Origin of the sequence: Nocardia sp. NPDC005998 (genome assembly GCF_040614395.1) — a bacterium.
Taxonomy (GTDB): domain Bacteria; phylum Actinomycetota; class Actinomycetes; order Mycobacteriales; family Mycobacteriaceae; genus Nocardia.
In genome coordinates, this window is record NZ_JBEXUI010000078.1 from 1 (window position 1) to 13,985 (window position 13,985).

The window sequence follows — 13,985 nt, forward strand, 5'->3', positions numbered from 1 at the left end:
TCACTGAATCTGCCGATGTCGGCGTCATCGCTGGACACTCTCGGCGGCGAAGTTTTACATCGTCACGGGTCGATTGGCCTGGACGCGGTCACCCATCCAGAACGCAGCGGTGTCGGCCTGGCCGAGTCCCGCCTATCGATGAGCAGGGCCTGATCGGGCGCGGCCCGCAGACCCTGTTCATCGGCATCGGCTCCCCTGCCGCCGTCGGCCGCGCCCGCTTACTCAGGCGCCCTTGTACTTTCGCAGGTATTCACCTGTCAGTGATGTCGGGTGGGTCAGCAGCTCGGCGGGGGTGCCGGTGAAGACGATTTCGCCGCCGTCCCTTCCGCCGTCGGGGCCGAGGTCGATGACCCAGTCGGAATGGGCTACCACGTCGAGGTTGTGTTCGATGACCACTACCGTGTTGCCGCGGTCGACCAAGCCGTCCATCAGGGCAAGCAGCGTATCCACATCCGACATGTGCAGGCCGGTGGTCGGTTCGTCGAGAACGTAGGTGGTGCCGGTGTTCTGGAGTTGGGTGGCCAGTTTGATGCGTTGGCGCTCACCGCCGGAAAGGGTGCTCATTGCCTGACCGAGGCTCAGGTAGTCGAGGCCGACCTCGTTCATCGTGCGCAATTTCGTGACGAGTGCCTTTTCGGTGAAGAAGTTCAGTGCCTCTTCCGCCGACAGTTCCAGCACATCGGCAATCGACCTGCCGCGCAGCGTCAATGCCAGCACCTCGTCGGAGAACCGACGCCCGTCGCACGCATCGCAGTGGGTGGTCACCGGGTCCATATAGGCGATCTCGGTAATGATCACGCCGCGGCCCTCGCACTGCTTACAGGCACCGGTCGAGTTGAAACTGAACAGGCCGGGTGACTCACCGGTCGACTTCGCGAAGAGCTTCCTGATCGGATCCATCAGCCCCAGGTAGGTTGCCGGAGTCGAGCGGGACGAGGCGGCGATCGCCGACTGGTCGACGAAGATCGCGTCGGGATGCTCGCGTACGAACACATCCCGGATGAGGCTGCTCTTTCCGGATCCGGCGACCCCGGTGATCGAGGTCAGGATGCCGGTCGGGATCGCGACTGTCACATCCTTGAGGTTGTGTACGTTCGCGTGCTCGATCAGCAACTCGCCGTTGGACTTTCGGAATGTCTGCTTGACGGTGAACGGCCTGCGCAATCCGGCGCCTGTCGGCGTATCCGCGGTGCGCAGGTCCGCGAAGCTGCCTTCGAACACCACCTGTCCGCCGTGCAGGCCGGCCCGCGGCCCGACATCGACAATATGGTCGGCGATCTGGATGACATCGGGATCGTGTTCGACCACGAGCACCGTATTGCCCTTGTCCCGCAACGCCTTCAGCAGGTTGTTCAACCGCCCTACATCGCGCGGATGCAGTCCGACGCTCGGCTCGTCGAAGATGTAGGTCATCCCGATCAATGTGCTGGACAAGTGTTTGATCATCTTGAGCCGCTGCCCCTCACCGCCGGACAGTGTGGCGGTCGGGCGATCCAGGCTGAGATATCCGAGCCCGATATCGGTTACTCGCCGCAGCGCGGTCCGGATGGCGGCGGCCAGCCCGAGTGCGGCCGGATCGGTGATCTCATCGAGCACCGCCATCAGATCGGTGATCTGCAGACCCGACCAGTCGGCAATATTGCGGCCGTCGATCTTCGTGGCCAGCGCCGCGGGGTTGAGCCGGGCGCCGTCGCAGGACGGGCAGACGCCCTCGGTGAGGAACTTCTGCATCTGTTCGCGCGTCTTCTCGCTGAGCGTCGAGGTGTCGCGTTGCAATCGGGTGCGGGTGAATTTGGCCGCCAGCCCTTCGTAATTCGCCTTCCAGGTGCCCTTGCTGAAGGTCAGTTCCACCTTGCCGCCGGTGCCGTAGAGCAGCTCGGTGAACTCTTCCTCGGTGTAATCGGCCAGCTTCTTGTCCGGGTCGAATCGCCCTGACTTGCCGTACATCTGCCACTCTCCGCTGCCGACGGCATAGCCGGGCAGCAGGATCGCCCCCTCGTTGAGTGACTTGGTCCGGTCGAGCAGCCGATCCGGATCGGCCCGCACCGTGACCCCGAGTCCGTCGCAGTCCGGGCACATGCCCTGCGGCACATTGAACGAGTAGTTGTAGACGAATCCGGCCGAGGGCGAACCGAATCGGGCGAACATGGCGCGCACCATCGAGTAGATATCGGTCATCGTGCCCACGGTCGAGCGCGGTCCGCCGCCGACGGGCTGCTGGTCGATAATGACCGGGGCCGTCAGATTCTCCATCGCCTCGGCGTGTGGACGCTCGTAGCGCGGCAGGAAGTTGAGAATGAACGCGGGAAACGTCGCATAGAGCTGACGCTGGGACTCCACGGCAATGGTGTCGAACACGATCGACGATTTCCCCGAGCCCGATACACCGGTGAATACGGTGATCTTGTTCTTCGGGATCTCCAACGACACATTGCGCAGATTGTGCTCGCTGGCACCGAGCAGGCGGATGACATCGGTCGCGGCGACGGAATCGACATAAGGCATGCCGACCACCATGCCATGACCTACCGCCAAAATGCCCGGTAAAATGTGATGCAGATCACATTCATGCAATATATGCATAGCAAGGCAACTCAGCCTTGACCAGCACTTTCTTTGGCTGCCGCCGGTGAAGTCCAGTGGCTCGACCGATTCCATTGGCGCCCTTCGAATTCGCCATCCGCGGTCACGCCGGGCCGCCCGCAAGGATGGCCCGGCTCCGATATCGGGATCAGTTGAGCCACAACGGCCGCCGAGCCCGCGGCCCACGGCGAAACCGCGCCCTTCGGTTCGGTGTGCGATGCCTTCGACGACCCGAACACCTTCGCACCCAGCCGAGCCGCTCGAGGACCACCGCCGAACTCCCCTGCCGCGGAAAGACATTCGCATACGCGTTCGTCCGACTGATCACTCAGGCACAAGTTCGGCGCCCATCCGCGCGGGTCGAGTCGCTGTGCCGGACGTAGACAGCACGGGGACGACGTGCTGCAGCAGACCTCTGGAAATCGTCGTCAGGGGATCAGATCGGCGGTTCGGCGCGGGGGCGGAATCGGTCGATTCCGCCCCACATGCCGACTACGAGATGTGCTGGACGATTCCATCGGCCGCGGACCGTTCGATGGCGGCGAGGAGCAGATGGTGGCGCAGGGCGGTCTCGAAGCTGGGATGCGGTTGCCGGGCTTCGGCGATGGCCTGGGCGACCTCCTGATAGAGGGCCGCGATATTGGCCGGCGGGCCGGACTGGACGCTGGCGGGGGCGGTCCGATAGGTGTCAGGCATGGCCAGCACCTCGTCGCCGATCCGAATGTCCCAGTCGCCCCAGTGGATGAATGTCGCGGGCTGGGCTGAGGTGGCGGTCAACGTTCCGTCGCTGCCGACGAGCTCGAGGCGGAACCCGTTCCGGGCGGGCCCGTTGCCGCCGTGCACGGCGACGGAGGCGGTGGCGCCACTGGCAAGCAATCCGTGCAGCAGCACGTGGCTGGGCGTGGCGTTGGGCACGGTCCGCTCTGTCCCGGCGACCAGCACGCGGTCGTGCATGCGGGGCAGCCGTGCGGAGACTTCGGTCAGTGGGCCCGCAACCCGTTCGAGTGCGGCAAGGAAGTGGCCGGCCATGATGGTCAGGATGTTGGTTCCCGCTGCGGGGTCGAGGCCGAACACCAGATTCGGCCATATTCGACTGCCGCCCCAGGGGGCGCCCTCCGCCACCAGCGCGACCGATTCGAGCGTGCCGATCCGGCCGTCGGCCAGCAGATCCGCGGCGAAACGCGCACTCGGGGAATGGTGGCCCTGAAGGACGACCGCGTGAACGACGCCGGCGGCGGTGGCGGCCTCGGTCAGCTCCCTCGCTTCGTCGGCGTTGATGCCCAGCGGCCACTCGGACAGGACGTGCTTGCCGGCCTCGAGCGCCGCCCTGATCACGGCGGCATGCCCGGAGGCCTTCACCGAGACGACGACCAGGTCGACGTCAGGGTGCGCGGCGAGTTCGCTTGCGTCGGCGAAGGCGTGCCGTGCGCCGTGGGCGGCGGCCGCCCGGTCCGCGCTGGCCTGGTTGGTGGTCGCGACCGCGGTCACGTTGAACTCCTCGAGCGCTGCGAGGGCGGGCAGGTGCGAGCTGTCCGCCCAACCGCTGGCCCCGACAACTCCGACTCGGATCATGGATGCCACTCCTTAGTTATGTACCTTTCGGTAAGAAACTAGAGCGGCGCGACGCCCTCGCGCAAGAGGTAATGTACCGATAGGTAAAAAACGGAGAGGGCAACGGAGGACAGTATGCCCGGCGGACGCCCACGCTCATTCGACGCAGACGCCGCACTCGACTGTGCGTTGGAGGTGTTCTGGCGCAACGGCTTTGAAGGCACCTCGCTGGCCGACCTGACCGCCGCGATGGGCATCAACAAGCCCAGCCTCTATGCCGCCTTCGGCAACAAGGAGGAACTGTTCGGCAAGGTCCTCGCCCGCTACCTCGACGGCCCCGGCGCCTACGCCGCCAACGCGCTGGACGCGCCCACCGGCCGCGAGGTCGTCGAGCGGCTGATCCACGGGGCCGTCGACCTGACCGCAGGCGAGAACACGCCCCACGGCTGCCTGTGCGTCAAGACAGTTCAAGCCTGCGGACCCGACGCGCACGCTGTACGCCGGGACGCCGTCACGGTTCGCAAAGCCGGCGAGGCTGCGCTGCGCAGGCGGCTGGAGCAAGCCACCGACCTGCCCACCCGCCACGAACCAGCCGCCCTGACCGCGCTAGTCCACACGATCTCGGACGGCATCGCCGTCCAGGCTGCGGCCGGCCGCAGCCACGACGAACTGCGGCAGGTGGGCGACTCGGCGCTGCGCGCCCTCCTGGGCGAAGAGACGTAGACCACGCCGCGACGCGATCGGGATCACCCTGCCCGACCGCCGACCCCATGATCGGCGATAAGCGCTGAGCATCAACGAGATTCAGGCGTCCGAGGCGTCCGGATCGCGCGACGGCCGATGGCCGCCGCCGAAGTCGGCCAGATGAAAGGCGTTGCCCGTCCAGGCCGATGTGAGCGCGCACGAACCGTGACGGCCGCGCGGCGTCCTCGTCTCGGACCGGCTGATCCTTGGCGCGCGCAACGCGTCCAGGGCGCGATCCATGTAGCGGGAGTTCCATAGCACGACGCAGACCCAGCGGTTACTCGAAACGGACAGCACGGGCAATGCGGGAAACACTGTGGGCCAGTCGGCAACATCGGCGGATCGCCGCATTTCATGAACCAAGGAACAGGCGTTCGCATGGAAGGCGCGGATAGCGGCTGGTGTCGCCGAGGTCGATGGTGACTGCGTCGGCGTAATGCTGCATCCGGTGCTCGCGCGTGAATATCAGCGCGGCGGTAAGGCAGGCGACATAGTCGAAACGCACGCCGTGCAGGAACACGCTGAGGTGTACATCCGGTTCGTCGGGGCGCGGCGAAACCCCCTTGTGGTCTTGGGGTTTCGGGCTCACGATTCCTCAATGTCGTGAACGTCGATGGGCTGGACGGTGATTGCGTCAGCCCTGTCGAGATCGGCGTCCGAATCGGAAATCCATCCGTCCTCGTCGACCGGCACCACCGAGCCGTCCGCCCGCTGAAGAATCGGACGGCTGTCGATGGGGGCGCAGTCCAGTTTCTGCTGGGTGTCTTTGTGGAAGTCCGCGAGCAGGCGACGCACAGACGGAGCTATTGACGGGCCTGCCCACTCACGGACAGCGCGCGCGACCTGCTCGACCAGATCGGGCGGTGCGCCGCTGTAAGCAGCCGGTGGCCCGGTGAACGGGTCTCGTTGTGGAAGCTCTCGTTTCGGCATGGGCGAGGACATGACGCAAGCGTGTGTTACGTGTCGATGCTGGGCGGGGCACACTCACGAGCTGGCGAAATCTCCGCGAATCCCCTGAATCCTTCTCGTGAGACGCATAGGGTGCCTCTCGAAAAGAGAGGAACAGTTCGGCCGAGTGAGAGGGTGGGGCAGATGGCGGGAGACGAACTCGAGGACACAGGAACCACGTTGCCGCGCAGGCAGCTTGGTCGATTGCTGCGAGAGGCGCGCACAGCAACGGGAATGAGCCTGGATGAGGCGGCGGCGCTCGTGCAGTGGAGCAGACCGACGCTGAGTCGCCTCGAACGAGGTGAGACCGAAAAGGTAAGGATCAGTGACGTTTTGTCGCTCTGCGAGGTGTATGGACTGCCCGAGGAGCGTACAGCGGTTGCACGAGGGCTTGCCGAACAGGCTCCCGTCAAGTCATGGTGGCATACGTATACCGATCTGATCCCCGCGTGGGCCAACCTGTATGTCGGATTAGAGTCCAGTGCAAAGGGTTTGACGATCTTTCAGCCGCTGATCGTGCCCGGCTTGTTTCAAACCGCAGACTATGCGCGAGCCGTAGACAGGCTCTACTTTCCGGACGATACCGACGATGAGATCGAACGCCGTGTGCAAGTGCGAGTGCAGCGGCAGCACATTCTGACCCGCTCGCGGGAACCCACCGCAGTGTCAGCCATCTTGCATGAGAACGTGCTGCGGACAGTGGTTGGCAATCAAGCGCTTATGTCCGCGCAAGCGCGCCATATCGCGGACATCAGCACACGCGACAACATCGAGATCCGCGTGATGCCATTCCGTGCCGGTATCCCGCTCGGGGCAGCGTCGCCACCGTTCACCGTCATGGACTTCGGTCGTGATGCACGCGGTAAACAGGTCGTTGAGCCACCTCAGGTCTACTGCGAGGGTTACGCGGGCAGCGCCTATCTTGAGAGGAGGGTGGATGTGCTGACGTTTCGCAAGGCGTTCCGGAAGCTTCACCAGGCGAGCATGGACCCTCGTCCGAGCCGCGACATGTTAAGAGAGATTGCAGCAAGGAGATACGAGAAATGAACGTTGATCTGACCGGCGCTCGGTGGTTTAAGTCGAGCCGCAGCCAGGGGGGAGCCGACTGCGTAGAGGTTGCCTTCCTGGGAGAAGGGCATGTCGGAATCCGAGACTCCAAGAACCCGACTGGTCCGGCGCTGGTCTTCACGCCCGACGAGTGGGACGCCTTCACCGCTGGCGTGAACGACGGCGAGTTCGACCGCGCATAGGTTGCGGCAGTAGAGCGGCCCCCGAGAATCCAAGAGATTCAGCGGGGGCCGTTTTGGGTATCCGGCCGGGCCATCCGTTCCGAACCGGTCGGCGTCCGCCTGCCGCGCTTCGGACTACTTGTTCAGGAAAATGCCTGCGATATCCGCCCTTTTGATCGGGGTGTCCTGATTGACCTGGGCACCGCACAGCAGGTCGACCTGAATCATCGTGGCATCGACCGCCGTGCCCGCGGGCTCGTGATCGTTATTCGTCTGCTGCTTGATGAATTTCGTGATCGTCGTGCGCTTGGTGTCCTGATCCTGTTTGACATAGTCGCGGCAGGTCGTGTCGCCACCCTGGTTGAGCGCCCGCTCGATATCGGTGCAACCGGCCAGCAGTGCCGCGACCGCCGCGATCCCGAGTCCGGTGCGTAAGAGCGTGGTGCGCCTACCCGTCGCCCGACCGCCACCCCTCATCGAATCGCTTCGCGATGCTGCACTCATGGATCCTCCTCGCGGTTCTGCGGGCGGCCATGCCCACGACGACGCGTATAGCCTAGGGCAACGGGCGGTTACGGTCGGAACGTGCGCAGCGGCACCATCATCTCCGCCGATGTGAGCGAACCATGATGGCCGATCAGCATGGATTCCAGCGGTTCGATGCCGGTGCGCACGACACCACGCAGACCACGGGCCGCGACCACGAGATCGCCGATGCGCTCGGCGATATGCGGTGCCACAGTGGGGCCGAACAGGCCGCGATCGATCGCTTCGGCGCGGGGAATGACATCGAAGTCGGCGCCCAGGTATTCCTGCCAGATCGCCGCCACATCGTCGGTCGCGCCGTCGACGGTGAAGACGTGGCGGGCGCGCGGCTCGCCGCCTAGTAGGCGTACGCCCTCGCGCAATACCTCGGTGGTGTCGTAGTCGATGCGGTCGGCGAGCTCCACCATGCCGTGGTCTGCGGTCACGATGAGCGCGGCATCGGGTGGCAGATGTTCGGCGATGGTCGCGGCCAGCTGATCGACGTGCGCTAGCTCCAAAAGCCAAGCGTCGGAGGAAGGCCCGCGCACGTGACCGGTCGTATCGAGGTTGCCGTGATAGGCGTAGACCAACGAGCGTGGGCCCGCGCGCAATGCGGTGGCGACGCCGTCGACGAAATCGCCGACGGAAACATAGGGGCGGAATTCGCAGCCGCGAAGCACGGCCCTGGTCAGCCCGGACCCTGCTTGGAGCCGCGGCGCGACCTGTGTCACGGCGATTCCGCTGGCAGCGGCCCGCTCGAAAACCGTGGCGGTGGGCTGGAATTGCTCCGGCACCAGCTCGTGCAGCAGGTCGATCTTCGGTCCCGCGCCGTGTAGCCGCCAGGTCAACGCGTTCACCAGCCGGTCGTAGCCGGGGACGTGCATGAGATATCCGGTGAACCCATGTTCGCCGGGCGGCACACCGACGCCGAGTGAGCTCAGACTGACGGTGGTCGTGCTCGGGAAACCCGCCGTCAGCGTGCGTTGCGCCAATGTCGACAGGAACGGCGCCGCATCGGAATTCGCGGCGAGTGCCTCCGCGCCGAGACCGTCGACCAGCAGCACACAGATCCGGTCCGCGACGAACTCGAGACCGAGCCGGTCGACCTCGCCGGGCACACCGAACCCGGCGAGGAGGGAGGGGAAGAGGTCGGCGAGGGAGCCCGTGCCGTAATGCGGAAGCACTGCGTCTCGAAGCGACTCCGTGGGGTTTGGTGGTCGGGAGGCAGGCAGGTCGAACACGAACTCGAGGGTACTCAGGCCTGGCCGGTCTCGAATCGGCTGATTTTGCCGTCGCGCACGGTGAAGCGCCAAGCGGTACGCATCGAGCCCCAGCGGGTATTCGTATAGTCGGCAACCAGTTCGGTGCCACCGTCACCCACGGCTTCGACGTTCATGCGCCCATTGCTGCCGAAGATTTCAGAGTCGGTCCACAGGGTGAGATTGCGTTCCACACCGTCATCGGACATGGTCGCATCGTCGGTGAGGATTGCGTAGAAGCGGTCCTGATCGTTGTCATTGAGCGCGGCGACGAATTCCTGGACCGTTGGATCGAGCGGCTGTGTCATCGGAACATCCCTCTCGAAGAGTACGGGTGCATCGGACAGCAAACGTTCGGCTTCACTCTAGTGCTGAGTGCGCCCGCCCGGGTATCACGCGCCGGGGTCAACGAGTGTGATGAAGGTGCGTGATGTCCTCGACCAGCTTCGACGCGGCGGTTCCGAGTTGGATGCTGCGTTCTTTGAGCTGGCCATCCAGCCACAGCGAGGCCATGTCGTGCGCCAGACTCCACCACATGACGGCCGGCGTGTCGACCCTATCGGCGGGTAGCAATCCGACAGCGACCGCATCGGCGATGGTGTCGGCGAGGATATCGAAGGCCGCATCGCCGGCATCAGGATGCTTATCGGGTTGTGAAAGTTCCGGGCGGAACATGAGACGAAGTAGCTCGATGCGCCCGCTGCGGGCGACGGTGCTGGATACCGCGGAGAGTTTGATCGAGTTCGGCGTCGTGCCGCGGCGGCCGGTGCATCGTCGCGTCGGACAGCCATACCTGCGTAGGGGCGGGCCATGCTGATCGCAACACTCGTCATCGGCACTATCGGATTGACGCAGCATTGGTTGGAAAGAAGGACATCAGAGACGAAATCCGTTGCGCCGCAGTGATGAAATCCCGTGCGGCCGATCGTCGGGTCGGCTAGGTCGCGGCGACCGGGTCCGGTAGTGGCGGCGACTTCGGCCGGGATGTTTTGGCGGGACTGATCCTCGCGCCCTGCTGATCGACAGTTGGACGCGCACGCTGGTAGACAGGAAAGGGTGACGGCTGCGCGAGGCAAGTTCCGATTCGGTGTCACTCTGCTCGCTCCCGCTTCGCGGGCCGAGTGGGTACGAAAGTGTCGCAGGGCCGAGGAACTCGGCTACGACGTCGTCGGTGTGGCCGATCATCTAGGGTTGCCGGCACCGTTTCCAGCCATGATTCTCGCGGCCGAGGCAACCGAACGGGTTCGGCTGACCACCTTCGTATTGAATACGCCGTTCTACAACGCCGTGCTCTTGGCGCGCGAGGCAGCCACGGCCGATCAGCTCACCGATGGACGGGTCGAATTGGGACTCGGAGCCGGATATGTCCGAGAGGAATTCGAAACAGCCGGAATCACTTTCGAGAGCGCAGGCAAGCGGGTCGAGCAGTTGGCGACGACCGCCGCGACTTTGCGGCGGTTGTTCGCCGATCCGGAGTATCAGCCGCGTCCCGTGCAACCCGCGGGCCCGCCGCTCGTCATTGCCGGTTGGGGTGATCGGCTGCTGCGGGTCGCGGCCGACCACGCCGATGTCATCGCGCTCCCCGGTGCCGCCCCGGCCTACAACGGTGGACCACTGCAGTTCGTCGGACGCGACGCCACCGATGCGCGGATGGCATACCTGCGCGAGTTGCTCGGGGCACGAGCAGAGGCTGTCGAACTGAATATCCTGCTACAGCGTGTAATTCCGCCGGAGGAACGGTCGGCCGCGCTGGAACTGTACGGTCCGCATCTGCCCGCCGATGTCGCCGACCGGCCCGAGGAGTTGCCCGCATTGCTGATCGGGACGCCGAAGGAAATGGCGCGGCAATTGGAAGAGCGCCGGGAGCGGTTCGGATTCAGCTACGTCACCGTGCTCGAGAGCAGCATGGAGCCGATGGGCGAGGTCATCGAACTGCTGCGTTGAGTGCAGCACTCGCCACGGCAACTCAGTCCGGAACGTGATGCGCGGCGAGCCAGTCCGCCGCACGTTTGTGCGAGGCCCGGCTGAGCCAGGCATCCTGGATGATCTCGGCCAACTCCTGCTTGCCGAGTTCGCCGATGCGGCTGCCGCGCACCAGCACCGACAGATGCCCGTCGAAATGCGGGGTGGTGAAGAATGGTGAATCCGGATCCTGCACCAGGGCCAATTTGTCCGACTCCGAGGGCACCCAGATCACGATCACATCGGCATAACGCTCACCGGTGTCCGGGTCGAATGCGTCGGGGCGCGGGTTGCGGAAGAACACAAAGGATTTGCCGCCGACCTGGTAAACCGCATTACCGTGCGGCCCGTCCACCCGGTTGACGAACGGCATGCCGGTGGCCAGTTCGTGCACGTCGGAGACTTTGGCTCGTCGCGAAACCCTCGCCATATCAGCAGCGTAGACCGTGCCCGTACCGCTCACTCAAATCTTCAATGCAGAACGGTCGGTTTGTCGCCGAGCTCTCGACTGAACCTATATGCGTACGCCATCATGAGATAGCGAATGTGAGCTCACACTAAAACGATGGGGTTACGAGGTGGCACAGTTCCGCACCCTCACCCAACGCCGGGCCGCACTGGAAAAGGAATGGGCCCGTTGGGCGACGGCTCCCAGCAACACCCTGCGCATACCCGCGGGCTCGACCTCGCTACGCACTGAGGTCGTCGAATCCTGGCAGCGGTCATTGACGACCGTTGATCCGAATCGCACCGAGGCGCCCAGTCTGGGCGATATCCGCGACCGCTGGGCCGAATCCCCACTGCGCCAACCCATCACCGAACTCGCCGGTGATCTGCGCGGGATCGCCGAGGACTCCGGATATCTCGCCGTCGTCACCGATGCGGCGGGCACCGTCCTGTGGTCGTGCGGCGATCGCGCGCTGCGCCGACAGGCCGAGGAGGTGAACTTCGCGCCCGGCGGCTGCTGGGACGAAAGCCATATGGGCACCAACGGATTGTCGCTCGCCCTGTACGGCGACCGCCCGACCACTGTCTTCGCCGCCGAACATCTGGTCGCGGCGCTACACGGCTGGGTCTGCTACTCCGCACCGATCCACACGCCCGACGGCCGACAGGTCGGTGCGCTGGATCTGTCCAGTTCCTGGGACCGCTCGCATCCGATGGCGATGACCTCGGTGCGCGCCCTGGTGACCGCGGTCGAGACGATGCTGCGTGCCGCCGCACCCGATCCCGCCCCCGGCGTCCGGCTCGAATGTCTCGGCGGCGCACGGCTGCTCCGCGATGGCAGGCCCGTTCCGCTGCCACCACGCCACCTGGAGATCCTGGCACTGCTCGCCTTGGAACCCGATGGGTTCACACCCGAACAGCTGCAGGCAGCGGTTTACGGCGACCGTCCGGTCTCCTCCAGCACCCTCAAGGCCGATGTGTCGCATCTGCGTCGCACCACCGGCGGCGAGATCAGCAACCGCCGCTACATGCTGACCGGCCCGGTCTCCTGCGATGCGGTCGACCTGCTGGCCGCAATCCAGGCCGGGGATACCACCTCGGCGGTCTGGCTGTACCGCGGACCACTGCTGCCCGCCTCGGATACCCCTGGTGTCCTGACCTGGCGCGACCATCTGGATGTCGGGGTCCGAACCGCCGTGCTGGCCAGCGATAGCGCCGACCACGCGGTGGCGTTCGGTGAGCGCTCCCCCGGCGATATCGAGGTGCACGAACATGCGTTGCGGCTGCTGCCCGACGACGATGTGCGCCGCGCGGTGGTCGTGGCCCGGTTGCATACCGCGCAGCGCGCCTGAGTTTTCCGTCGCCATCGCGGCGCCAACCTCGCACCAACCTTGTCGGGCGATAGTGGCCCCCGCAGAGATGATTCGCGAGGAGCGCCCACAGATGATCTACGCCAAACCGGGGTCGGCCACCGGCATCGTCAACTACGCCAGTCGCTATGACAACTTCATCGGAGGTGACTGGGCGGCTCCCGTCGAGGGCAGGTACTTCGACAACCCGTCACCGGTCGACGGCGAGATCTTCTGCTCGGTCGCGCGCTCCACCGCATCTGATATCGATATGGCCCTGGAAGCCGCGCACCGCGCAACCGACGAGTGGGCCGCCACCTCCCCGACCGCGCGTGCGAACATCCTCAACAAGATCGCCGACCGGATCGAGCACAGCCTCGAACCCCTGGCCATCGCCGAAACCTGGGACAACGGCAAACCTGTCCGCGAGACCCTTGCCGCCGACCTACCTTTGGCGGTTGACCATTTCCGCTATTTCGCTGGGGCCATCCGCGCCCAAGAGGGCAGCATCGCCGAAATCGATACCGATACGATCGCCTACCACTTCCATGAACCACTCGGCGTGGTCGGCCAGATCATTCCCTGGAACTTCCCGATCCTGATGGCCGCGTGGAAGCTGGCCCCGGCCCTGGCAGCGGGCAACTGCGTGGTGCTCAAGCCCGCGGAGCAGACGCCGGCCTCGATTCTGCTGGTGATCGAACTGATCGCGGATCTCCTACCGCCCGGAGTTCTCAACGTGGTCAACGGGTTCGGTGTCGAAGCGGGTAAGCCCCTGGCCGCCAGCCCGCGCGTGGCCAAGGTCGCCTTCACCGGTGAGACCACGACCGGCAGGCTCGTCATGCAATACGCGAGCGAAAACATCATTCCGGTCAGCCTGGAGTTGGGCGGTAAGAGCCCCAATATCTTCCTGCCCGATGTCATGGCCGCCGACGACGAATTCCTGGACAAGGCCGTCGAGGGTTTCGTGATGTTCGCGCTCAACCAGGGCGAGGTGTGCACCTGCCCCTCGCGCGCGCTGATCCACTCGTCGATCTATGACGAATTCCTGGCCCGCTGCATCGAGCGGACCAAGGCCATCAGGGGCGGTAATCCGCTCGACGACAGCACCATGATCGGAGCCCAAGCCAGTAACGACCAATACGAAAAGATCTTGTCCTACATCGATATCGGCAGGCAGGAAGGCGCCCGCGTGCTCGCCGGAGGGGAAGTACGCAAGGTGGACGGACTGCCGGGTGGCTACTACCTGCAGCCGACGATTTTCGAGGGCACCAACACCATGCGGATCTTCCAGGAGGAGATCTTCGGCCCGGTGGTCGCGGTGACCCGGTTCGACACCGTGGACGAGGCAGTCCGGATCGCCAACGACACCCTCTACGGGCTCGGCGCGG

Annotated in this window: 16 protein-coding genes; 6 read left to right on the forward strand and 10 right to left on the reverse strand. The window is 64.9% G+C overall.

From position 1 onward, the window contains the following. Nucleotides 1-222 precede the first annotated feature (222 nt). Nucleotides 223-2,505 carry an excinuclease ABC subunit UvrA gene (locus ABZ293_RS41395; RefSeq protein ID WP_355189807.1) on the reverse strand — a complete coding sequence of 761 codons (2,283 nt, stop codon included), beginning with the start codon at nucleotides 2,503-2,505 and terminating at the stop codon, nucleotides 223-225. Between the two features lie 570 nt (nucleotides 2,506-3,075). Beyond that, complete coding sequence (locus ABZ293_RS41400; protein WP_355189808.1) at nucleotides 3,076-4,155, reverse strand: Gfo/Idh/MocA family oxidoreductase; 1,080 nt, start codon at nucleotides 4,153-4,155, stop codon at nucleotides 3,076-3,078. 114 nt (nucleotides 4,156-4,269) lie between these two features. Between ABZ293_RS41400 and ABZ293_RS41405 the strand changes: the two genes are divergently transcribed. Beyond that, a complete protein-coding gene (locus tag ABZ293_RS41405) occupies nucleotides 4,270-4,857 on the forward strand; it encodes a TetR/AcrR family transcriptional regulator (RefSeq protein ID WP_355189809.1) in 588 nt (195 codons plus the stop codon). Nucleotides 4,858-4,938: 81 nt separating this feature from the next. Here ABZ293_RS41405 and ABZ293_RS41410 read toward each other — a convergent pair whose 3' ends face one another. The 3 genes from ABZ293_RS41410 to ABZ293_RS41420 are packed head-to-tail and all read right to left on the reverse strand — an operon-like array spanning nucleotide 4,939 to nucleotide 5,820. Beyond that, nucleotides 4,939-5,229, reverse strand: coding sequence for a hypothetical protein (locus ABZ293_RS41410; protein WP_355189810.1), 291 nt, complete (start codon nucleotides 5,227-5,229; stop codon nucleotides 4,939-4,941). Nucleotide 5,230: 1 nt separating this feature from the next. Then, nucleotides 5,231-5,467: a hypothetical protein gene (locus ABZ293_RS41415; protein WP_355189811.1), complete on the reverse strand. Its 237-nt coding sequence runs from the start codon at nucleotides 5,465-5,467 to the stop codon at nucleotides 5,231-5,233. Next, nucleotides 5,464-5,820 (reverse strand): hypothetical protein, encoded by a 357-nt coding sequence (locus ABZ293_RS41420; RefSeq protein WP_355189812.1) that lies wholly within the window; start codon nucleotides 5,818-5,820, stop codon nucleotides 5,464-5,466. The genes ABZ293_RS41415 and ABZ293_RS41420 overlap by 4 nt, the downstream gene beginning before the upstream one ends. Nucleotides 5,821-5,970: 150 nt before the next feature. On the opposite strand from ABZ293_RS41420, the gene ABZ293_RS41425 reads away from it, so the two are divergent. Next, nucleotides 5,971-6,873 (forward strand): helix-turn-helix transcriptional regulator, encoded by a 903-nt coding sequence (locus tag ABZ293_RS41425; RefSeq protein WP_355189813.1) that lies wholly within the window; start codon nucleotides 5,971-5,973, stop codon nucleotides 6,871-6,873. Further along, nucleotides 6,870-7,076, forward strand: a complete 207-nt coding sequence (locus tag ABZ293_RS41430) for a DUF397 domain-containing protein (RefSeq protein ID WP_355189814.1) — start codon at nucleotides 6,870-6,872, stop codon at nucleotides 7,074-7,076. Before ABZ293_RS41425 ends, ABZ293_RS41430 begins: the two co-directional genes overlap by 4 nt. Before the next feature lie 114 nt (nucleotides 7,077-7,190). Here ABZ293_RS41430 and ABZ293_RS41435 read toward each other — a convergent pair whose 3' ends face one another. The 4 genes from ABZ293_RS41435 to ABZ293_RS41450 form a co-directional block, all read right to left on the reverse strand. Then, on the reverse strand, nucleotides 7,191-7,559 hold the full coding sequence (locus ABZ293_RS41435) for a hypothetical protein (RefSeq protein ID WP_355189815.1): 369 nt from the start codon (nucleotides 7,557-7,559) through the stop codon (nucleotides 7,191-7,193). A 68-nt stretch (nucleotides 7,560-7,627) separates the two neighbouring features. Continuing rightward, a complete protein-coding gene (locus ABZ293_RS41440) occupies nucleotides 7,628-8,812 on the reverse strand; it encodes an alkaline phosphatase family protein (protein ID WP_355189822.1) in 1,185 nt (394 codons plus the stop codon). A gap of 23 nt (nucleotides 8,813-8,835) precedes the next feature. Then, nucleotides 8,836-9,147 (reverse strand): nuclear transport factor 2 family protein, encoded by a 312-nt coding sequence (locus tag ABZ293_RS41445; RefSeq protein WP_355189816.1) that lies wholly within the window; start codon nucleotides 9,145-9,147, stop codon nucleotides 8,836-8,838. 97 nt (nucleotides 9,148-9,244) lie between these two features. Further along, a complete protein-coding gene (locus ABZ293_RS41450) occupies nucleotides 9,245-9,514 on the reverse strand; it encodes a TetR-like C-terminal domain-containing protein (RefSeq protein WP_355189817.1) in 270 nt (89 codons plus the stop codon). Nucleotides 9,515-9,895: 381 nt separating this feature from the next. Between ABZ293_RS41450 and ABZ293_RS41455 the strand changes: the two genes are divergently transcribed. After that, on the forward strand, nucleotides 9,896-10,783 hold the full coding sequence (locus ABZ293_RS41455) for a TIGR03621 family F420-dependent LLM class oxidoreductase (protein WP_355189818.1): 888 nt from the start codon (nucleotides 9,896-9,898) through the stop codon (nucleotides 10,781-10,783). Nucleotides 10,784-10,805: 22 nt separating this feature from the next. Here ABZ293_RS41455 and ABZ293_RS41460 read toward each other — a convergent pair whose 3' ends face one another. Then, nucleotides 10,806-11,231: an MmcQ/YjbR family DNA-binding protein gene (locus ABZ293_RS41460; protein ID WP_355189819.1), complete on the reverse strand. Its 426-nt coding sequence runs from the start codon at nucleotides 11,229-11,231 to the stop codon at nucleotides 10,806-10,808. Between the two features lie 148 nt (nucleotides 11,232-11,379). On the opposite strand from ABZ293_RS41460, the gene ABZ293_RS41465 reads away from it, so the two are divergent. Next, nucleotides 11,380-12,600, forward strand: a complete 1,221-nt coding sequence (locus ABZ293_RS41465) for a transcriptional regulator (protein WP_355189820.1) — start codon at nucleotides 11,380-11,382, stop codon at nucleotides 12,598-12,600. 91 nt (nucleotides 12,601-12,691) lie between these two features. Beyond that, a partial coding sequence (locus ABZ293_RS41470) for an aldehyde dehydrogenase family protein (protein WP_355189821.1) occupies nucleotides 12,692-13,985 on the forward strand: 1,294 nt, incomplete at its 3' end.